Origin of the sequence: Vallitalea maricola (assembly GCF_036985595.1) — a bacterium.
Taxonomy (GTDB): domain Bacteria; phylum Bacillota; class Clostridia; order Lachnospirales; family Vallitaleaceae; genus Vallitalea; species Vallitalea maricola.
In genome coordinates, this window is the sequence record NZ_BTPU01000016.1 from 1 (window position 1) to 21,924 (window position 21,924).

The window sequence follows — 21,924 nt, forward strand, 5'->3', positions numbered from 1 at the left end:
TTTCTTATCATGCTTTTTTCATTATAATTAACGTTTCAAAATAAGTCAAGATTGATTAATTTTGATTTTTTACTATGTATATGTGGAGTCGTGAGGCAGGACGCCGAACCCAGCTTTTAACCTGACAGCCCTACTGGACTGTCAGAAATAATAATGGACTCGATGTCCATTATTATTTGTTGAGCTCAGGACGAGCAAGTAGCTGGCGTAACATATACATATACTATTTTGCAAAAGCCACAACAGAACAAACATTTTTTCTAACTTACTTGCAAATATAATTAAATTCCTATCATCATAACAACTTACGTCTACAAAATTATTAATTAATTATATGAAATTTCACTTGCAGAAAATCTCAATTCCATGTATTATTATACCAATACTATTTTTAGAGGTGAGAAATTATGAATATCGATTTTTCTTTAATCATACAACTTATACTAGTTGCCTTAATCATGTACTTTATGTATATTCATATTGATACTAATAATAGTATGCGTTTCTTTAAACAAATATTTATCTATAACACCATTAGTTCGACTCAATATCTTGATTATAAAACTACACTATATCAAGAAGATATTGAATCGTATCATAAATATAAAATATGGATTTTCTTCGAGAAAACGAAACTAATATTCAACTAAATCAACCTAAAACCAAAAACTAGGAGGAATTTAATTGAATATTGTAATAAAGTTTTTATCTGATATATTAAACCAACTGTATTATGTAGTTAATGATTGGGGTATCACTATAATTCTAATTACACTACTTATTAAAATACTGTTAATACCACTAACTATCAAACAGAAAAAGGGCTTAGAACTTCAACAAAAATTATCTAAAGAAGTAGAAAGTATCAAGAAAAAATATAATAATGACAAAGCTAAAATGGAAAAAGAAATCAATAAAATCTCCAGCAAGTATTCTGGTAGTATGATAGGTTGTTTATTAACATTTGTACAACTTCCAATTATGATATCACTCTACAGAGCTGTTGCTAGTATACCTCTTGAGGTGACATCCACTGTTATCTTACCTTGGATAACAAATTTAAAAGCCCCTGATAATTATTATATTATACCAATAATATCCGTAATAATTCACTTAATGCCTAATATCATGTACTATCTTAATATATTCAAAGAATTAGAATTAACCAAACCAAATAAAGTCATGATTATAAGTACAATAATAATAAATGCTTTATTTATATCAAAAGCACCTGTTATAGTAGGGTTATATTGGATTGTATCAGGTTTATATACCTTTATAGAACAATTAATAACTAATATTATAATGCTGAGAAAAAAAGCTCAATATAAAGCTTCTCTACAAGAAAAATAAATTAGAATTGTTAATACACTAGAGTCCTATTAAGGGCTCTAATTTATTATCTAAAACCCCTACCTTAGATGCAGCTGAATTAGATTTAATTAAGTACAAACCTTCACGCATAGAATATTAGTGGAGGTGATAGTCTAATGGTAGATGGATACAAAGTAACTTCTTATATAACTAATTTATCCACGGGAGAAAGAGTTCCATATAATTCACTGACAAAAGAACAAAAAATTGAAGCTGAAAAAAAGATGATTCACCAAATGATAAATGCTATAGGATATAATGTTAAAAGCATGAAAATATAAAATCAATAAAGCTATGTACCTAGAATCTAACATTATTTAGACTCTAACTTGCTGTATCCTATAAGCAATTGTCACACTCTGTTTTAGTAGCTGCTTCATCTGCTGGAGTTGGGTCTTCTACTGGATCTAACAACAAGGTTTCATTGTTTTTGGTCTAGTACATAACTCCAGTGGTTGAAATACTTTGTTCTAACAAATCACCTTCAACAAATTCTAAGCAAAAATTTTGCTCGCAAGGGGTTAATTTGTATACATTTTAGTGTTACACAAAGACCTCTTTGTCACATTATTACCCATATTATAAAATATACATAATATTAAGCAATATTCTAAATAATACAATTTATTTTTAGTAAATTAGACAATAATTAATAATTATATTAAATTATTAAAATAGTTGAAAATATTAGTTTTATATGTTAATATATTAATGACAAGCTTGTTAATTATTTTATAAAAAATTAAAATATGAAATTAAAGGAGGATAATGATGAAGACATTTTTAAGAAATGGATTGATGAGTTTTTTAATAATGATTTTAGTTATGGGGTCATTCTCTACGGCTTATGCAGGAGAATTAACTAAAATTAACGCACCAACTAATAATAGTTTTGAGATTGAGATTAATAGACAAGACTTACAAAAAAATGGTTCCACAGAAGTAATTGTTATAAAAGAAAGTGACGGAACCCTAAAAGTAATAGACAACAATGATGTAGCTGCTAATAGCACAGCAGTTTATTGTACAGTTAAAGTAGCTGCATGGTTAAGTAGCTCTATTTTGGTAAATGTATCCGCTGAAGCATCAGCACCAATAAAGAAGGTTACAGGAAAAGTAAAAGTAACAAAGGCAAGTTGGTTAAATCCCACTCAATTAGATTTAATTAATGTATCCCTTTATAATCCTGCAGGTAGTACTTTTTTAGGTGATCAATATACTGCATGGGTTGGTAGCGAAGATGAGATAAAGCTAAAATTCTATGACGTATACGCAACTGACTTATATGGAAGAGTAGGAAGCTTAATATCATGGTCCTCAGGAACAATAAAAAGACCTTAAAAGTTAATATTTAATTTATTTTTTACAACTACTATAAAGTAAAGTCTTAACTTTGACTTTCTTTATAGTAGTTAAATTAAGGAAAGGAAAAGTGTGATACGTTATTTTGCACACTTTACAAGAAAAATGCTAAAACCAATACCGTTAAATAAAATACATAACCAAAGTGATTACAATAATGACATTTCTATAGATTTTAATTCGATTAAATCATTTGACATAGATTTTTTAGATAATTCTATAGAAAGCATAATAATAAATAATATAAATATTCAAATAGGGTTAGGTATGCTGTTTCCTTTTAAAGATTTGAGTAAAGATAACAATTTTAGGGAAAATATAGGATTTCTTGACAATAAGCCGATTGATCAACAAATAAAAGAGATTCAAAAAATTTTTTCTAACTTACTGTTGATTAAAGTAGATGGAAAACCATGTATAGTCCAAGTATCAAAGCCCGCAGATGAAATATTTCATATTTTTAAGAAGCTATCAAATGAAGGGAAATTAAATAAGTGGGTATCCTACTTCTTGTTACGGAAACCGAAAGATGATGTCACAGAGGTTTCTGGTTATGAGTACATTTTGGATAGTCAGTCTATTGACGTATCACCATATTATTACAAACTTAATGAAGATGAATTTTTCAAATATTTTAGATTTAATAATCGAAATATAATTAGCAATAGATGTATCCCAGTTAGTGGTTTTACTTTAGACGAAATTGATTCTGATCCATGTATCAAAGCATTTAGTAAAATTGTAAAAAAGCTATATGTTTATACTTCCGAGGGAGGAATATCTACAAAGTATGATAAATTTATAAAATGGGTTGAGAAGTGAGAATGTGATTAAAATTGTGGTTTTTAAAGTTTGTTAATATTATACATGTAATAGAGTCTAACATTAGTTAGACTCTAACTTGCTGTATCCTATAAGCAATTGTCACACTCTGTTTTAGTAGCTGCTTCATCTGCTGGAGTTGGGTCTTCTACTGGGTCATAACAACAAGGTTTAATTGTTTTTGGTCTAGTACATAACTCCAGTGGTTGAATACTTTGTTCTAACAAATCACCTTCAACAAATTCTAAGCAAGGATTTTGTTCGCAAGGGTTAATTGGTATACATTTTGGTGGTACACAAAGACCTGCATGTTTAAGTCTATACTGGATAAAGTAGATAGTTTTTAGATATAATGATAATCCAACAGCCATACATCCGTCGTCAAGGTCAAATTCTATAACTTTTGCTAATCCTTGGCAACCAATACCTTGGCGTAATTCATTATTTCTATCAGGTCCCTCAACAAATCCTAGATAATTTATACAAGGAATACATTCTTTACACTCTCCATAATACGAAAGCCCATATGGAGCATATAAATCAATTGTTATTGATGATGGATTCGTATCATCATCACAATGTGGAGAATCCTTATCTGGGAGATATAGTGCTTGGAAGCATTCTTCTGCTAATACTCTGCAATGTCTGTCTAATAATTTTGCTGCAAATCTGACTTTTAGTTTAGATAATGTAACTCTAACACAGTTAGGTCTTTTAGGTAAAGTTTCAACACATGAACCATCAATTTCACCAATACTAAAATCAATATCAATAACTTTTAATTCAATCGCTTTAGTACATGGATTTTCTTCGAGTAAACATTCTGGTATCTTTATTTCTCTACAAAGATTAATACCGCATTCGTCAAAAACTACTGGAGCAACACAAGTCAATAACTTAGGTTCACCTAATAGTCAAGGGAACACATATTAATCATTTCTATAATAGTTTATTTGAATTGTTTTTCTAACTACATCCACTTCTATCTTATCAATAAAAGAGCTGTACATTTTATTTCTAATATGAATCGGATATTCATTAGTAGTAAATACATTGTGTAATAAAATAGTATTTTCTTCATCAAAAGATATAATACTTATATTTTCTAATTCCTTAATGAGGTTTTTGCGTTCTTCACTTAATCTTGATTTATTTTCTTTGTACTCTTCAATAGAATCAACATCTTCAATGTAAGCTTTCTTAATCTTATCATACTTATTGTCTAATTTATTCAACTTACTCATAATGAATTTTCTTTGATTGTTCATATATATTTTCTTATGCTTTGTAATGACCAAAACATTATTAAAATCTTTAACCAATTTATCTTCCATCAGTTTTTCAATCAAACTAACTCTAATCATCTTTCTTTGGAAACATGCTCCTTCAGAACTTTTTCTGCATCTGAAATATGAATATCTTTTTTGATTATTTTTATATACCATACTTCCTTTACAATATGCACATTTTACTAATCCTGATAAATAATGACTATATTCATTAGAATGATTGATTTTCTTAGTTTTTTTCATCCGTTCAATCTTTTCTACGGCTTGATGGTATATATTATCATCAATAATCTTTTCGTGGTCACCATTAGAAATTATCCATTGTTCTTCTTTTTTTAGTGCACCATTTCTATTTTTCCTATTCCATCTCACAATGCCAATATAAAATGGATTCTCGAGAATATATTTTATGGATTTGCTTTGAAATAATCCATTATTTTTGGTACGATATCCCATATTATTTAGTGTATTAGCTATATTAACATAACACATGTTATCATCAACAAATTTATTATAGATTAACTGTACTATTTCTTTTTCATCATTGTCAACAACTACCTTTCCATTAACAAATTTATATCCCAAAGGAGGTCTTGTTTGCATTCCCCCTCTTTTTGCTTTTTCCTTCATACCTTTTTTAACTTCATCTGATAGATTAAGGGAATAATATTCCGCCATAGCTTCTAACATACTTTCAAGGATAATGGAAAATTTATCTTCCTCCAACTGTTCTGTTATACTGATAACTTTTATATTACAGTCTTTTTTTAAAAGTGATTTGTAAACCACACTATCTTCTCTGCTTCTAGCGAATCTATCAAATTTATGAACCAAAATTACATCAAATGGTTTTGGGGTTTCTTTTGCCTTCTTAATCATGGTCATGAAAGCTGGCCTTTTCTCAGCTTTTCTCCCTGAAATCCCTTCATCTATAAATATATTACACTCAGGTATATGTATATTGTTTTTTTTTGCATATTGCATAATTGCATTTTTCTGGGCACTTGGGCTATATTCTAGCTGTTCGGAAGTACTTACTCTTATATACGCTGCACCAATAACTTGTAATCACCTGCAATATATTCTTCTTATTATATTCTATTTTACTTTTTACTACTTTATTATTATATTCATTCAAACTATTAGGGCTGTCTGTTTATATACAGACAGCCCTTACAATCTATCTTTCCACTATTATGGCAGTTCCTTGACCTCCACCAATACATAATGTAGCCAAACCAGTTTTACTTTCACGTTTTATCATCTCATATATTAGAGTCACTAATATACGTGCTCCTGATGCACCTATAGGATGACCTAATGCGATTGCTCCTCCGTTAACATTCACTTTTTCTTTATCCAAACCTAAATCTTTTAAAACAGCTATGGATTGTGCAGCAAATGCTTCATTGGCTTCAATTAGATCAAGGTCATCAACTGTCATTGAAGCTTTTTTCAGAGCTTTTTTAGTAGCTGGTACTGGAGCATAGCCCATTATGCTTGGATTAAGTGCCGCTGATGCATAAGATTTTATAGTAACCAAAGGTTCTATACCTAATTCTTCTGCTTTTTCTTTAGCCATAACTATAAGCATAGCTCCACCATCATTGATTCCTGAAGCATTACCGGCTGTGACGGTACCTTCTTTATCAAATGCTGGTCTTAACTTTCCAAGTTTTTCTATGGTCATACCATGTTTTGGAAATTCATCTTTATTAAATATTACGGGATCACCCTTGCGTTGAGGTATTACTACTGGGACTATCTCATCTTGGAATCTATCTTCATTTTGAGCTTTCTCAGCTTTTAATTGACTGTTAAGAGAAAATTCATCTTGTTCTTCTCTTGTTATTCCCCATTGTTTCGCAATATTTTCAGCTGTGATTCCCATATGATATTTATTGAATATATCTGTTAATCCATCATTTATCATTGAATCAACAAGTTCACCATTTCCCATCCTATAGCCCCATCTAGCTTTTGGTATCAAATATGGTGCATTACTCATACTTTCAACACCACCTGCAAGAACTACATCTGCATCCCCAAGCATTATGAATTGTGCAGCCATACTCACAGTCCTAAGCGAAGAACCACAAACTTTATTGATTGTAATAGCAGGTGTAACTTCTGGTACATCCGCACCAATCGCAATCTGTCTAGCAGTATTTTGTCCAAGCCCTGCTGTTAAGACATTACCTATAAGAACCTCATCAATGAGCTCTGGTTTTATTCCTGCTCTTTCAATTGCGGCTTTTGCTGTAACCACCCCTAGTTCAACAGCTGAAAGTTTAGCTAAACTACCTCCGAATTTACCTATTGGCGTCCTTGCTGCACCTACAATCACTACTTCTCTCATAAATACCCAATCCTCTCCAAAAATAGTATTTTCTTATCATCTTCCTTTTTTATAATACGATACCACCAGTTACTTCAAGTACTGAACCTGTTACATAAGTTGCTTCATCAGAAGCTAGATATAGATAGGCATTGGCAACATCTTCTGGTAGACCTAATCTCTTGACAGGTGCTTTATCTCTCATCATGTTGAGTACTTTTTCAGGCATACTTTCTGTCATAGGTGTAAGAATAAAACCAGGCGCTACAGCATTAACACGCACACCTTTTTTACCTAACTCTTTTGCCCATGTTTTAGTCATTCCAATTACTCCCCATTTTGTAGCAGCATAATTAGTTTGACCGTAGTTTCCGTATAATCCAACAACTGATGTAGCATTTAGGATTACTCCCTTACCTTGCTCTACCATAACTTTTGCAGCAGCTTGACCACAGTTATAAACACCCTTAAGATTCACATCTATAACTTTATCAAAATTTTCTTCTGTCATCTTAAGCAAAGTACCATCTGCTGTTATTCCTGCATTATTAACTATGATATCCAATTTTCTATAGGCATCCAAAGTTTTTCTCACCATGGTATCAACCTGTTGTTTGTCAGTCACATCAACAGTTATACCAATAGCTTCGCCGCCATTTTCGATTATCTTATTAACTGTCTCTTCAACCTCACTTTCAAATAAAGACGCTATTACCACTTTTGCCCCTTCTTCAGCAAATCTAATTGCTGTTGCAGCTCCAATACCACGTCCTGCTCCTGTAATAATTGCAACTTTATCCTTTAACCTCACATATACTCCTCCTTTAATTTTATAAAATCAGCTTAACCTGTGAACAAATAATCCACTTCGTAGTTTTGGTTCAAACCATGTTGATTTTGGTGGCATTACTTCACCTGTATCAGCAACTTCCATCAAATCATCTATTGTAGTTGGATACATGGAAAAAGCAACTTTCATTCCTTCATCAACACGTCTCTCAAGTTCTTTAAGTCCTCTGATTCCACCTATAAAATCTATTCTTTTATCTGTCCTAGGGTCTTTGATATCAAGGATTGGTCCTAATAAATTATCTTGTAGAATGGCAACATCCAATCTATCAACAATGTTTTCCTTATTAGTAATCTCGTCTTTTGCAGTAATCTTATACCACTTATTATCTAGGTACATACCATATGTATGCTTATCTACAGGTCTATAACTACCTCCTGTATATTCTTCCACTAAGAAATTATCCTTAACTTTCTCTAAGAACTCTTCTTTTGTATAGCCATTCAAATCCTTAACTACTCTGTTATAATCCATTATGAATAAATCTTCATCTGGAAAGATAACTGATAGGAAGTAATTAAATTCTTCTTCTCCTGTGAAATCTGGATTCTCTTCTCTTCTTTTCAATCCTACTTTTACAGAAGAGGCAGAACGATGATGTCCATCGGCTATATATAAATATTCGGTGTTCTCAAATATTTTACTAATATTATCTATCATAAAATCCCCACTAATAACCCAAACAATATGTGTAATATCATCTTCACTTGTAAAATTGTATATAGGCTTGTTGAACTTAATATAATCATTAATAATCTTATTTAGTTCATCATTCTTCCTATATGTTAAAAATATTGGTGCTGTATTTGCATCACAGTAATCAAAATTATTGATCCTGTCAACTTCTTTAGCTGGTCTTGTGAATTCATGCTTCTTGATAACATTATTCATATAATCATCAATAGATGTACAGCCTACAAGTCCAGTTTGAACTCTTCCATCCATGATTTGTCTATAGATATAGTAACGTGGACTATCATCTTGAACTAGAATCCCATTTCCAATCATTTTGTCAAGATTTTTCCTAGCTGTTTCATATACAACCTTATCGTATTGATTTACATTATCATCCACATCTATTTCTGCACGAACTACATGTAGAAATGAATAATCATTACCAATTGACATTTCTTTTGCTTCTTCTCTATTCATCACATCATAAGGAAGAGAAGCTACTTTCTCTACTAAATCTTGACTAGGTCTAATACCCATAAAAGGTCTTACTACAGCCATATGCTAACCTCCAATCAATGTTTTGTTATACTAAAAGTATTCTTTGACTTTATCTATTATTTCTAAACCTATTCTAGCTTGAGCTTCTTTGGTAGATGCTCCTATATGAGGTGTCAATGAAACTTTTTCATGGGTAAACAATTTCTTATTCTTAGTAGGTTCTTCCTCAAATACATCAATAGCCGCTCCTGCTACTTTACCAGAATCCAAAGCTTTTATTAATGCTTCTTCATCTACAACGCCGCCTCTTGCACAGTTAACAATATAAACTCCGTCTTTCATCATATTGAATTCATTTTCACTAAGTACTGGTCCTACCTCTTTAATAAAAGGTATATGTAATGATATAAAATCAGAAGTCTTTATTAATTCTTCTTTTGTAACACAACTAAATTCATCATATCCATCTTTAGTTATAATATCTGTATAGATAACCTTCATTCCTAAAACACTAGCTCTCTTGGCTACCTCTATAGCTATTCTTCCAAACCCTATAAGCCCTAAAGTCTTTCCAGATAATTCTATGCCTTTATAAGCCTTCTTATACCACATTCCATCTCTCATTGTCACATTAGATATGTATAAAAATCTTGCCAAAGAAAACATATGAGCTATGGTTAGTTCCGCTACTGATGCACTACTAGCTTTTGGTGTATTTTCAACAGCTATACCTTTCTCTCTAGCATAAGAAACATCTATATTATCAAGTCCTACTCCAGCTCTGATGATTAGTTTAAGATTGCTTCCAGCAACTGCATCAATTACTTCTTTTCTAATCTTAGTAGCAGATCTAACAATAATTACGTCGTAATTACCTAATTCCCTCTTTAACTCTGGTACATCCAAATGCTCGATAACTAATTCATGCCCCATATTTGTTAGTTCTTTTGCAGCATTTCTATCCATACCATCAGCGACTAATATTTTAGCCATAATATAACCTCCAATAAATTTACTTTTTTACCTATAATCAATCTAAGATACCTTCATAACTCGCAATAATCTAAAGTTTCAATATATCTTCTATATTTTCAAGAAGTTCTTTTACTTCTCCCAAAGTAGTATCAGCCATATGTGCTATTCTAAATGTTTTTTCCTTTAACTTTCCATATCCATTAGAAATCATGAATCCTCTTTCACCTAGAGCTTTATTTAATTCTCCAACACTGATTTCTCTTGTGTTTTTAATATTGGTTAATGTATTAGATGCATATCTTTCATCAGGTAATAATTCAAAATATTCATTAGCCCAATTCCTAACGTATTTTGCCATTTCAATATGTCTATTAAACCTATTGTCCAGACCTTCTTCTAAGATTTTATCTAATTTATAATCTAACGCAAACATATGTGATAATGATGGTGTTGAAGGATATTGATGATCTTTTTTCTTGATAGTATCGTACAAGTTAACAAGATCAAGATAGAATCCTCTATGTTCAACCTGTCTAGCAGCCTCTATAGCTTTTTCGGAAGCAGTACAAATAGCAAGTCCTGGAGGTAAACCAAGAGCTTTTTGAGTAGAAGTTATACATACATCTATTCCACATTTATCCACTTCAATCTTAGCACCACCTGCCGAACTAACAGCATCTACTAAGAAAACTACATCAGGGTATTTTTTGACAACTTCACCAATCTCATCTACTGGATTCATAACACCAGTTGATGTCTCATTATGAGTAACTGTAACAACATCATATTTACCAGTTGCTAATACTTCATCAACAGATTCTTTAGTTGTTGGGGTACCCCACTCAACTTCGTATAAATCAGCTGGAACATTATTTCCTATAGCCATTTCATACCATCTTTTACCAAATGCACCAACTGCAAATACAGCTGCCCTTTTTCTAGTACAAGAACGAATTGCTGATTCCATTAATCCACTACCAGATGTAGTTGATAGAATAATTTGATTTTCAGTGTAGAAAAGTTTCATAAGTTTTTCACTAATGTCTCTCTGAAGCTTAGAAGCCTCTTTAGTTCTGTGCCCAATCATAGGTGTAGCCATCATCTTAAGCACATCATCTTTAACCTCTACAGGTCCTGGAATAAATAATTTTTTATGCATATTACAGCCTCCTTACATTAAAATTAAAATTAAAATACCACTTTTTACTTACATGAAGTTACTATTCATATAAATATATAAGTGATACATAGAGATATAATATAATACTATTTTTATATATTTACAATATCTCTCCAAATTAAGAATATCATAAATAATCCATACTACAACTAAATCGAAATTATATTTCTCAAAATAAAGAATTAATTATCTTTTTTTTACATTATTAAGTAATCAAAACACATTTATTAAAATTATAAGCAATATCCCACTTTATTTAAGGCAAAAAAATGTGTGCCCATATAACTATTAGGTTCTCCTAATGGTGGGCATACACATGCATCATTTTCAGGGTCAACTGGTTTTTCCGGGTTACATACTGGACAATTCCCTTCTACAGGTCGACGCATAAATTTTCCATCACCTTTATGGAAACATATTTTGCAATCAGACACTTTACTTCCTCCTCTAAAAATTAATTTCAATATATTTTATGTATAAATCTAGAGTAGTGTTACAAGGTATCAGCTTATAATTATATTTTGTCTTATAAATTATATAGAGATATTCTTTTTTTATGGAGACATGGTTGTTAAAAATTATTTTCAAGCATTAATCATAATAGACTAGAATAATATATTAATAAATAAGTTATTGAGTCCTAATGTAAAGGGGAAATGAATATGCCATATCTACTATCGAAAAATAATGCTTCAAACTTACTCATAGACAAAACTGGAGAAAGCATATACTATAGACGTTATCCAATAAAATATAACCAAAGAGCTGTTGTTATTGCAAAAAGCACCAACAACGAATACTCCGCTTCTCTTGATGAATTTAACAATATCCATGTAATATATAAGAACTCCAGTAACAGCTTAATACATTTATATGAAAAAAATAATAAATTTGAATTCGTAAACCTATTGGATGACTTTGATAATAGCTATCAAATAAGTAATATAAGATACTTATATCATAAGAATAATTATTTATTCTACTGTGCTTACAATCCTTATGAAAGAACTAGTGATTTAATTTTTCATGTATTTAAACAGAATGAAAAAACTGAGCCTCAATCACTATTTTCTGTCCCTAATCTTTCCTCACCATATGAATGTTTTATAAGCAATGATATCATCTATCTTTTATGCCATGTGCTTAATGATAATGGGAGTTATGAGCTTAATCTATATAAATACAACATTCAATCAACTAATTGGGAAGAATTTGAAACAATAACAGATTCAGTAAGCCCTTTTATGGATTATAGTCTATGCTTGTGTGATAATAAAGTTTGTGTTACATATGTAGAGAGAGGCTCAACCAATACAATATATTTCATCAAAAAAGAGGATAAATGGTCCGACCCAATAAAAGTATATTCTACTACTGAAACAATATCACCAATTATCTTTATCTATAATAATATTGTATGGATCAATTTCAAAGAAACCAATAAGCTAATGTATTCATTATCATGTAATAACGGCGCTACATTTACCGAACCCAAATTATGTTCAGCTCAAAATCCAGAAGCTAGACATTTCTATTTTTATGGCTATAACAACAATAGTCTTTCAGGAAACAAATTTTATGGTTATATCTATAATTACCCTATATTAGCTGTACTGAGTCAAGTTGATACAGATAATATACTCCTTAGCAGTCAAACTAACCTTGAGATAAAATCAATTATCGGTAATTTCACTTCTAATGAAATGTATAATATTGCAGCATTGAAAAATGAACTGGAAGAACAAAAAGAAGTTCAGCAGAATATAACCAAACAATATGATAATCTAGCTAAAATGGCTAAAGAATTGCAAACTCAAGCTAAAATGTGGAAATCAAAAACTACTCAGGCTGAACAAGAAATCAAAAAGCTCAAAAAGAAATTACGTAAAGCTTACATAGCTAGTGAGAATAAACAAACTAAAACTACAGCGATTGATAATGTAAAAAAAGAACAGGTAAAAGAAGAGCATGCAAAAGAAACTCCCGACCAAAATATAGATATAAAAATTCCCGAGCTTATTAAGCAAATCAAAGAAATCGAAAATAAGACTAAAAATTCTGCTAAAAATATAATAGCTGAAGATAAGATAGAGACACTAATCAATGAGAATGTAGATAATAAATCTAATACTAATTCTAATATTCTCAATGAATGATTGTAAAAAACTTCGCACCTGCTATTCTACTATTTAAGTAAATATAGGTGCGAAGTAAATTTTACTTGTTGATATTTAATGATGCGTTGTAATCGTCTACTATTCTACCAACAGTCTTAACTCTTTCAATATCACCAGTTGATGAAATTTCATCTGATATACCAAGAATTAATTTATCCTTGAATAATCTAATAAGTTCTTCAGTCTGCTTAATCAATTCTTCTTCATGGTATATTTCGTCAAATAGTACCGCAGCTATACCATCTACCAGATAGATATCATCACCTAATGCTTCTTTTACTTCTTCTAAAGTAACATCTCCTTGTGGTTTAGGCGTTATTGCTTCGATTCCATCTAATCCACATGTTTTGGCAAATGGTAAAAGGGCTTTTGTATCCCCATCCCAATGAGAATATACAAACTTACCACCTTCATGCAGCTGTTTACATCTTTCTAAATATGATGGCTGAACATATTTTTCAAAGTAATATGGTGGTAATGTTCCGCAATGCAGGTTATCTCCAAAATTAATTATATTGATAGGAGATTTATTGATACATTGAATCATTCTACTATGATTTTCGTCTAATGCTTTAAAATATCTCTCAATTTCTGCCTCGTAGTCCATTAATGCATATACAGCTTTTTCTACCCCCATAATATCAATATATAGATTCTGTACATTGACCCTTGGCATAAATATTGTTGGAGCACCTAAATCTCCCCACTCTTTCTCGGTCTTTTGGAAATAATCTTCATTCCATCCCCAATCACCATTTTCAGCTATATATGTAAAGACTTTTATATCTTCTTTGTTTTCAGCCCACCATTTTTTAGTTATTGCGTGAGGACTGGAAGGCGTCTTTTCTGTTACTAATGTCACTTTACCTACTGGAGTATCTATGACATGTTCAGTTCTTATTTCACTCAATTTGTTTTCATATCTTTTTATACCTGGTCCATCAATAGGATAAAAACTTTCATTATACTCATAAACCCTAGCTGAACAACCAAGTTCTCTATAAATTTCTGGCTTTGTTTTTCCTTCATATGGCTCTGGTAATTTTTCACCAGCGAATTGTTTATCTGTTAACCAGCATTGAATCCTTGGCTGCCAGATAATTTCACCATTAGCTCTCCCAAATGCTACATCTTCATGTAATTTGGCTAAATTTCTATTTTTGTGGTCTGTGATTCTTCCCTTCATAATATCCTCCTATAAGTTATAGAATTAACTATTGTTTTAACTGATATTATTTTAACTTAAAGTGGATATTTTTTCTCATTACATATTGACAATTATTATGGTATATTGATATTATTATATAAAATTAACTGAGGTGTTTTATTGATGCATGACCATTTATTATTAAAAGATTTTCTGAAAGATGATGAAAAATACTATGTTGCCAAGTCATTATTCAGTTCTAATATCAAAAGTAATTTACATTCCCATGATTTTTATGAAATGTTTTTTGTAGAAAAAGGTACATTCATTCATTATATCAATAATGAAAAATATTATTTACCTGTTCAATCCATACAATTTATCTATCCTGATGACACACATTGTTTTTCAGCAAAAAAAGATAAAGAAACCACAATAACCAATTTAGCATTTTATTTTTCAGAACTGGATGATAAGTGCAAATCATTTTTTAATAGAATCAAAGAAGAGAATTCTAATAAAGGTATACCTAGTGTCTATGCCTTGGACTACCAATGGAACAGTATTTTCAGTAAACTAGGTAAAATTAAACAAATGCCAATGGAAGTACAAGAATATTATTTTCAAAGTATTATTTACGATTATATATTTATATACAATACCAATAAATTAAATGCTTTGAACAACGAAATTATACCTGGATGGCTCCAGTCTGCCAAAGAAGAAATGAAAAAACAGGATAATTTTGTGATAGGATTAAAAAGATTCATTGAAATTTCAGGTAAATCCCATGAGCATCTTTCTAGACAAATGAAAAAATACTATAATCAGACACCAGCTCAATGGATAAATCAGTTAAGATTAGAAAAAATGAAAATATTACTTTTAACCACCAAAATGGATATACTAGATATAGTATATGATGTTGGTTTTCATAATGTTTCTTATTGTTATTCTTTGTTTAAGAAAAAAAATTTATTGACACCAAAAGAATTCAGAGAAGGTAATAGACGAATTTTTAATACTTGAGACACCTGTTGAAAAAAAATTGCATACCTTTGTTACTTTAATTATGAAATATTATTATACATTATTTCAGAAAAGAAGTAGGATTGATTCCTACTTCTTTTGACAACAATATAGTTTGTATCAAAAACATGATTGATGACTTATTTATATCTATTATCTATTACCTTACGAATTTTTCCAGTTCTAAAGTTACGTTTGATAGTCTCAGGTTCCAACAATTCAAGATATGTATGTCCTATCAAATTTTTACTACTGTATTTTCCTAGAGCTTTCACCTGTTTTTTAATTGAATTCATAACATTAGAGACAAATTCTTCATTACACTCCATATTTTGTATAGTTTCTATACGAATACATATCTTTACTAATTGTCCTTCATCTTTATCTATTTCAACTTGATAGAATGGTGATAGATAATCATTCTTTTTAATAACTTGATCTATGTCATATAAATATAAATCCGTATCATTAAACCTGATAACATCATCATTTCTTGATAGGAGTCTGATTTTTGGAGACTTGTTACCACAACTGCACACTCCTTCTACATACTCAATATTATCACCTAATTTATACTTAATTATAGGATGTAGTTTTCTTTCTAAGTCTGTTATTAAAATATTGTTATCATCATCTTTTTCTACATAACACCAATCTTCAAAAACATGATATTCACTTGGTTTACAATATGGACACTGGTAACCTATTGGTCCAGTTTCAACTGCTGCATAACCAAAAGACTTGATAACACTGCACTTGAATATTTTTTTTAGATACTTTTCTCCTGATTCTGCCATATGATTACCACTATAGTATATTTTTTCAAAAGTAATGTCTTCCTTTAATTCCTCTGCTTTTTGAGCTAGTAGTATTAATGTACCAGGTATCCCCATAATTGCATTAGGTTTTAGTTTTTTTATAATATTAATACTGTCTTCTTGACACTGATTAGCTGTTAATGACAATATTCTACATCCTGTTTTTTCAAGCCCCTTATTAGTAGCTATAAAAGCCGTCCATAAACTACCAGCTTTTAGATAATTGACTACAAAATCATCCTTGGTTATACCGGTATTTTTGAATCCAATACCAAATACTTCTTTGGACTTGGAAAATTCTTCAGCACTATACCATACAAGCTTTTCTTTACCTGAAGAACCTCCTGATGAAAAAACGTAACTATTTTCATTTTCATCTGTAAGCATATTAGGAGTTTGACTAATAAGTGCTTCACTAGTAAGTACAGGTAATTCCCTAAAGTCTTCTAAAGATTTTACAGGTATCTCTATATCTTTATATAATTCTTTATAGTATGTTGACTTCAATGCTTGTTTTAAGATAGCATTGATTTTTGATAATATAATTGATTCTTTTTTATTCTTATTGCAGTTAGATAAACCAATGCTTGAATATGGTAGATCTTCAAACCCTATTTGTCTAATAAGGCAAGATGTGATGTTAACTCCATCATGTAAAGATGATTCTTCTGAAGAAATACTCATATTTCCTGGTGAACAAAAACGATATACCCCCAAACTGGAAAAATCATCAATTATCTGTTGGTAATCATCATTATTAGCCGCGACACCTATAGTGGACATATAATATTGCAATCCATTTATATTTCCCTCTAAAATATCTTTATAGCCTTTTATGATATTAATATATATTGTTCGAAATAATGGTGAGTCCTGTATATCCTTTGAATGATTGATTATTATAGTGTGATGACCTCTCTTGCCTTCAATTACTTTTGCTTTTTCTTCATATTCCTCATACCTATAGAGTGAACGTGTTCTTCTAATCTCCATTTTTTCATCAATAGTCAAATACTTATTTTCATATGTAACTCCTAAGATTTCAAGTGAATCATTAAGTAATTGAATGAATTTTTGAGTATTTTCATCTTCTTCTATAAATATATTCTGACAGCTTGTACAAGCGTTCTGCTCCCACATTATTATATCTTTTGCAAAACCCATTGCAATCTCTTCTAATCTTTCATCTGATAATCCCTTGGTAACTAGACCAAAGCTAAGTTTTGGACCAAAAGCTACAACATTAACTTTATGGGATGTACCATTTTTGTAGTTCAAAACTGCTTCTCTGCCACCGAACAGTAAGATGATATCACAGTGTTGTTTCATATAATCTTCAATATATGATTGATTAATCCTATCCCAATATATTATTGATATATAAGGTATCATTATATTATTCTTATCTGCTTCCTTCAATGCTTCAAAAAATATATACGCAAAATCAGGACTCTTTTTTGATACTTTCACTATATTGATGTTTTTTGTTACAATTCCATAGATTAAAGAATCAATAGCTCCTAAGAAAATATTTCCAGCAGCTATATGGCATACACAACCTACAGGTAAAGCATAGGTAATATTATTACCTATATCACAAGGATAATCTATAGAATGATAATCTTTTAACACATCTAATCTCTTTGAAAGACTATCTATACTTAATACCTCTTGCAACATAGAAATGCCTAATCTAACCATACTAGGGGAATAACCTAGAAGCTCAGGTAATATTTCCATTGATCTATTATAATATTTCTTATTTCTATCATTCATTAATTTACCAGTTTGTTCTAATACATACAATATGTCATCTATCGGAGTCTTCCAAAATTCATTTTTCATAATCTGTAACTTTTCATCATTGAAATTGGTTTCTATCAACTTCTCATCTAATGATTCATTTATATCTTTTCCCCATATAATATTTTTTATCATGATACACTATTCCTTTCTTTCAAAATTGTGTTTATATCCTAATCTAACTTTATTTTGAATTCTTAAGTATCTCTAGTGCTGCAATGGCACAGCCTTTGTGTTTTTTCTTTCCTCCACGACGAATACTCTTGATATAAGTACCTTCTCTATTGCATGGACAATTTTCCCCTAATGTCACTATATCTGTTGAGAGAAGAGATAAATTAGGTTGGGCAATGTTATAAGGTGTAAGTAAATGGAGCATACCTTCCTCTCCTATAGGAACTGGTTCTAGCGTCAATGGATCACATACTCTTACACGACTATATTGTGGAATATGATAATGTCCAAATTCACAAGAACAATATGGAATCCCATGCTCTGCTAACCCATATGTATCCCCTATATGGCTAGGCTTCAATCCTATATTTTTCTCCATGTAACTTCCAAATTCTTTTAATGACATTGATTTTCCAAGATGATTTTTCCATCCTCCACCAGCTAATATAAAACTTCTTTCATCAATTTTTACAGGTCTATGTATTTTTTTAATGGTTTCCACCATCTTGTACATATATGCTGGAAAACCTAATAATCTCACAGGTCCTTCCCCACTTCGTTCAATAAATAATTTAGCCCATTTTTCATCATCGAATATATACTGTTTTCGTTCTTCATCCCATTCAATCATCCAATGGACTGATTTTTGTGGAGCCAAATCAAGCATTTGTTTATCACTCCAACTAGTACCAATATCAGTTGCTTTAGTTATATCATAAGAAAGCACAAAATACTCAACTGGTATCTCAGAACTGTATCCTATGGCATTAAAGACTGATGAAGCTATCTTATTTAGACGAGATAGAGAATCTTTGTCAAAAAACGACTTGGTCTTTTGTCCTTTTGTTCCCGAACTGGTTAAGGTTAATTCTATCTCCTCTTCACACAAACTGCATAAGTTATGATATTTCATCAAATCCACAAAAATAGGGGGTATATCATATAAATCTTCAATTGCATTTATAGCTAAAGCTCCATTTCTATAATCCAACATATGCTTCAGATAAGGATGTTTTGTTAATTGAAATTCATAATTTTCTTTCATTGCATTCACAAAAATTTGGTCATATTCTTTATTGAACTTAAAAGGTTTTAATCTACTTACTTCATCAATATATTTGAATGTACGCATAATCATTCTCCTCCAATTCAAATCACTTTAGGATATCTGTGTTTTTTATTTTCATTAGCTAAGGTAATATGTTTTTTACTTTCTAGTATATGCTGAAAAATCTTATTGCCAATAGATGAATTAATTTTTATGCTATCAGGATGAATTTCTTTTACTTTCTGTAGTATCAATCTATTATTTTTCTTTCCTGGCATTATTCCAGCAAAAAAGAAATTTCTCCTTGTAAATTCCTCATAAAACTTATGTACTAATGAATCTTCAAGTCTTATATACAAATAGATGCTTGATATATAATCATTATCATATTGGGTAATCACCTTATCCAATTCTTCCAATAAGTCCTTTCCCAATCTATTAATATCTATATAGCATATTGAGGCATCTGTATAAGTTATGTTGATCTCACTCTTTTCCCATATTGACTCTTCAGACTCAGGCATAGGTTTCACATTTATTCTAAGATTAGTATATATGAGATTAAGGACTTTTTGCAGGGAACTCGGTATATATAATTTTAAATAATCAGGTTTATCATAGAAAAGGTATGTTACTTTTAATGATTCACGTACAGTTTTTTCTATTATACCTTTAAATCTCATAGGCTCCATACATGATATTAGAAATGCACAATCTTTAAATCCTAGTTTTGAAGCTACTTTCTGTGAATATATGTGACTAGTTATGGACATAACATATATGGCTTCTAAGCCTAATTGCTTCCCATATTGTACTACCTGTTCTGACAAATCATATAATATATTTTGTCTTCTATACTCTTTTTTAACAAATGCAGCAGACATCTCACCTTGTGGACCATCAATTTTTAATCCTACATGAGCTATAACTTCTTCTTTGTCACCTATCGCTACAAAAGATATTAGTCTCTTACTTTTATTGAGTATTTCCATATTTTTTCGGTCATACATATTTTTATGTACATATGTATCACCATATATCTGATATATTAGATTACATAATTCTGGAATTTCATTTGGTTTAATCAACCTTATATAGTAACCCATAATTATCCCCTCCTAATTGATACTTTGGTATAAAAATTATTATGAATGCAGCTAATACAGATAATATTCCTTCATAAAAAACTACTGTGGATACACTGACAATATTGGTTAATGCACCATTAATAATATAAGTTATAGGTATAATGCTGAAGCACATTGTAGTAAGAATTGCGAAAAAACGTCCTTTTAAATAATCTGGTACAATTTTTTGAAAAAAACCATACGCTGTAGCATTTACATGGGCTAATGTACAACCTGTTATAAATAAACATAAAGCAATTATATATCTATTAGTTGATAACCCTATTAAACTCATAGATATTCCCATAGTAAGAACACTGATAAAAATCTTTTTGTACATCTTCTCATTAATATCATTTCTGAAACTAAGCAATAATGTAATTATTACTGAACCCAATGCAATTGCCCCTTCTAATATCGCAAGCCAGTTTGACTGTTCATTTATGACAAACTTTACAATAAGGGGTATAAATATTGCAATTGGAGATACAAAAAAGTTAAAAATGAGAAAAAAAATAATAAGTGCAAATAAAGGTTTAATACTTATAATATATTTAAACCCTTGTCCAAATTCTTGTCTAAAATTTTTAGCCATAGTATTCTTCTTAACACTAAGATTAGTATGTATAAAAAGAATAATAAATAAAGATACGATGAAGGACAAAGCATTAAATATAAAAGCTCCTTTGATTCCTACAGCATAGATGACTACTCCCCCAAGGAAAGCCCCTAGTAGATTCGATACTTGCAAAACCATAGAATCAAGAGCTACAGCCTGAGAAATACTTTCTTCATCGGTGAGGATTTCAATTGATGCATTAGTTGCCGATTCAAATAATGGCGTAAATGTAGCTATTAAAAAACTTAGAATAAATAAAGACCATATGGTATAATTATCATTACACACAAGGAATGCTAAAATTGCCATAAAAAAAGCTCGTACTATATCAGCCAAAACAAGACATGTTTTTCGATTAATACAATCAGCAATAGTTCCCATGAATGGTCCAAAAATAACTACTGGTATAATATTAGCAGCCATTACTATACTCAGATGCAATGCAGAATTAGAATTATCCATTGATAATACTAACCATGAAAGAGAAAGCAAGAAAAATTTATCCCCTATAGAGGATATGAGTCTAGCAATAAATAATTTTCTGAAATCTGAGAATAAAATTAAAGGATGTTTTTTTATATTTTCTCTCATATCTAATACCTCCTGTCATTATATGACA

At 30.4% G+C, this 21,924-nt stretch carries 19 protein-coding genes; 6 read left to right on the plus strand and 13 right to left on the minus strand.

Translation table 11 applies throughout. The features are described from left to right. The first annotated feature begins 684 nt into the window (after nt 1–684). The 4 genes from yidC (at nt 685) to AACQ14_RS05330 (ending at nt 3,558) form a co-directional block, all read left to right on the plus strand. Complete coding sequence (gene yidC / locus AACQ14_RS05315; protein ID WP_339362539.1) at nt 685–1,353, plus strand: membrane protein insertase YidC; 669 nt, start codon at nt 685–687, stop codon at nt 1,351–1,353. Between the two features lie 137 nt (nt 1,354–1,490). Beyond that, a complete protein-coding gene (locus tag AACQ14_RS05320; protein WP_339362540.1) occupies nt 1,491–1,655 on the plus strand; it encodes a hypothetical protein in 165 nt (54 codons plus the stop codon). Nucleotides 1,656–2,145: 490 nt separating this feature from the next. Next, complete coding sequence (locus AACQ14_RS05325) at nt 2,146–2,715, plus strand: hypothetical protein (protein ID WP_339362541.1); 570 nt, start codon at nt 2,146–2,148, stop codon at nt 2,713–2,715. Nucleotides 2,716–2,808: 93 nt separating this feature from the next. Beyond that, nucleotides 2,809–3,558, plus strand: a complete 750-nt coding sequence (locus AACQ14_RS05330; RefSeq protein ID WP_339362542.1) for a hypothetical protein — start codon at nt 2,809–2,811, stop codon at nt 3,556–3,558. 89 nt (nt 3,559–3,647) lie between these two features. Here AACQ14_RS05330 and AACQ14_RS05335 read toward each other — a convergent pair whose 3' ends face one another. The 8 genes from AACQ14_RS05335 to AACQ14_RS05370 form a co-directional block, all read right to left on the minus strand. Continuing rightward, complete coding sequence (locus AACQ14_RS05335) at nt 3,648–4,451, minus strand: hypothetical protein (RefSeq protein WP_339362543.1); 804 nt, start codon at nt 4,449–4,451, stop codon at nt 3,648–3,650. A 36-nt stretch (nt 4,452–4,487) separates the two neighbouring features. Then, nucleotides 4,488–5,906, minus strand: coding sequence for a recombinase family protein (locus tag AACQ14_RS05340; protein ID WP_339362569.1), 1,419 nt, complete (start codon nt 5,904–5,906; stop codon nt 4,488–4,490). A gap of 121 nt (nt 5,907–6,027) precedes the next feature. Beyond that, entirely contained in the window at nt 6,028–7,206 is a 1,179-nt protein-coding gene (locus AACQ14_RS05345; RefSeq protein WP_339362544.1) for an acetyl-CoA C-acetyltransferase, read from the minus strand. A gap of 49 nt (nt 7,207–7,255) precedes the next feature. Then, the gene (gene fabG / locus AACQ14_RS05350) at nt 7,256–7,996 is read right to left on the minus strand and encodes a 3-oxoacyl-ACP reductase FabG (protein ID WP_339362545.1); all 741 of its coding nucleotides are present in this window, start codon (nt 7,994–7,996) and stop codon (nt 7,256–7,258) included. Between the two features lie 27 nt (nt 7,997–8,023). After that, nucleotides 8,024–9,268 (minus strand): DUF1015 domain-containing protein, encoded by a 1,245-nt coding sequence (locus AACQ14_RS05355; protein ID WP_339362546.1) that lies wholly within the window; start codon nt 9,266–9,268, stop codon nt 8,024–8,026. A 30-nt stretch (nt 9,269–9,298) separates the two neighbouring features. Then, complete coding sequence (locus tag AACQ14_RS05360; RefSeq protein WP_339362547.1) at nt 9,299–10,201, minus strand: D-2-hydroxyacid dehydrogenase; 903 nt, start codon at nt 10,199–10,201, stop codon at nt 9,299–9,301. A 70-nt stretch (nt 10,202–10,271) separates the two neighbouring features. Further along, nucleotides 10,272–11,342 (minus strand): pyridoxal-phosphate-dependent aminotransferase family protein, encoded by a 1,071-nt coding sequence (locus tag AACQ14_RS05365; protein WP_339362548.1) that lies wholly within the window; start codon nt 11,340–11,342, stop codon nt 10,272–10,274. A gap of 254 nt (nt 11,343–11,596) precedes the next feature. Then, nucleotides 11,597–11,797 carry a hypothetical protein gene (locus tag AACQ14_RS05370; protein WP_339362549.1) on the minus strand — a complete coding sequence of 67 codons (201 nt, stop codon included), beginning with the start codon at nt 11,795–11,797 and terminating at the stop codon, nt 11,597–11,599. 228 nt (nt 11,798–12,025) lie between these two features. On the opposite strand from AACQ14_RS05370, the gene AACQ14_RS05375 reads away from it, so the two are divergent. Then, entirely contained in the window at nt 12,026–13,519 is a 1,494-nt protein-coding gene (locus AACQ14_RS05375; RefSeq protein ID WP_339362550.1) for a hypothetical protein, read from the plus strand. 61 nt (nt 13,520–13,580) lie between these two features. Here the strand turns inward: AACQ14_RS05375 and AACQ14_RS05380 are convergent, their stop codons facing one another. After that, nucleotides 13,581–14,726, minus strand: coding sequence for a uroporphyrinogen decarboxylase family protein (locus tag AACQ14_RS05380; protein ID WP_339362551.1), 1,146 nt, complete (start codon nt 14,724–14,726; stop codon nt 13,581–13,583). 144 nt (nt 14,727–14,870) lie between these two features. Between AACQ14_RS05380 and AACQ14_RS05385 the strand changes: the two genes are divergently transcribed. Beyond that, nucleotides 14,871–15,716 carry an AraC family transcriptional regulator gene (locus AACQ14_RS05385; protein ID WP_339362552.1) on the plus strand — a complete coding sequence of 282 codons (846 nt, stop codon included), beginning with the start codon at nt 14,871–14,873 and terminating at the stop codon, nt 15,714–15,716. 140 nt (nt 15,717–15,856) lie between these two features. Here the strand turns inward: AACQ14_RS05385 and AACQ14_RS05390 are convergent, their stop codons facing one another. Genes AACQ14_RS05390 through AACQ14_RS05405 form a run of 4 tightly spaced genes read right to left on the minus strand, consistent with a single transcriptional unit; the run spans nt 15,857 to nt 21,896 of the window. Next, nucleotides 15,857–18,472, minus strand: a complete 2,616-nt coding sequence (locus tag AACQ14_RS05390; protein WP_339362553.1) for an acyl-CoA reductase — start codon at nt 18,470–18,472, stop codon at nt 15,857–15,859. A 49-nt stretch (nt 18,473–18,521) separates the two neighbouring features. Continuing rightward, a complete protein-coding gene (locus AACQ14_RS05395; RefSeq protein WP_339362554.1) occupies nt 18,522–19,643 on the minus strand; it encodes a LuxE/PaaK family acyltransferase in 1,122 nt (373 codons plus the stop codon). A 17-nt stretch (nt 19,644–19,660) separates the two neighbouring features. Further along, nucleotides 19,661–20,665, minus strand: coding sequence for a GNAT family N-acetyltransferase (locus AACQ14_RS05400; RefSeq protein WP_339362555.1), 1,005 nt, complete (start codon nt 20,663–20,665; stop codon nt 19,661–19,663). Beyond that, nucleotides 20,640–21,896, minus strand: a complete 1,257-nt coding sequence (locus AACQ14_RS05405; RefSeq protein WP_339362556.1) for an MFS transporter — start codon at nt 21,894–21,896, stop codon at nt 20,640–20,642. The genes AACQ14_RS05400 and AACQ14_RS05405 overlap by 26 nt, the downstream gene beginning before the upstream one ends. Nucleotides 21,897–21,924: the final 28 nt, after the last annotated feature.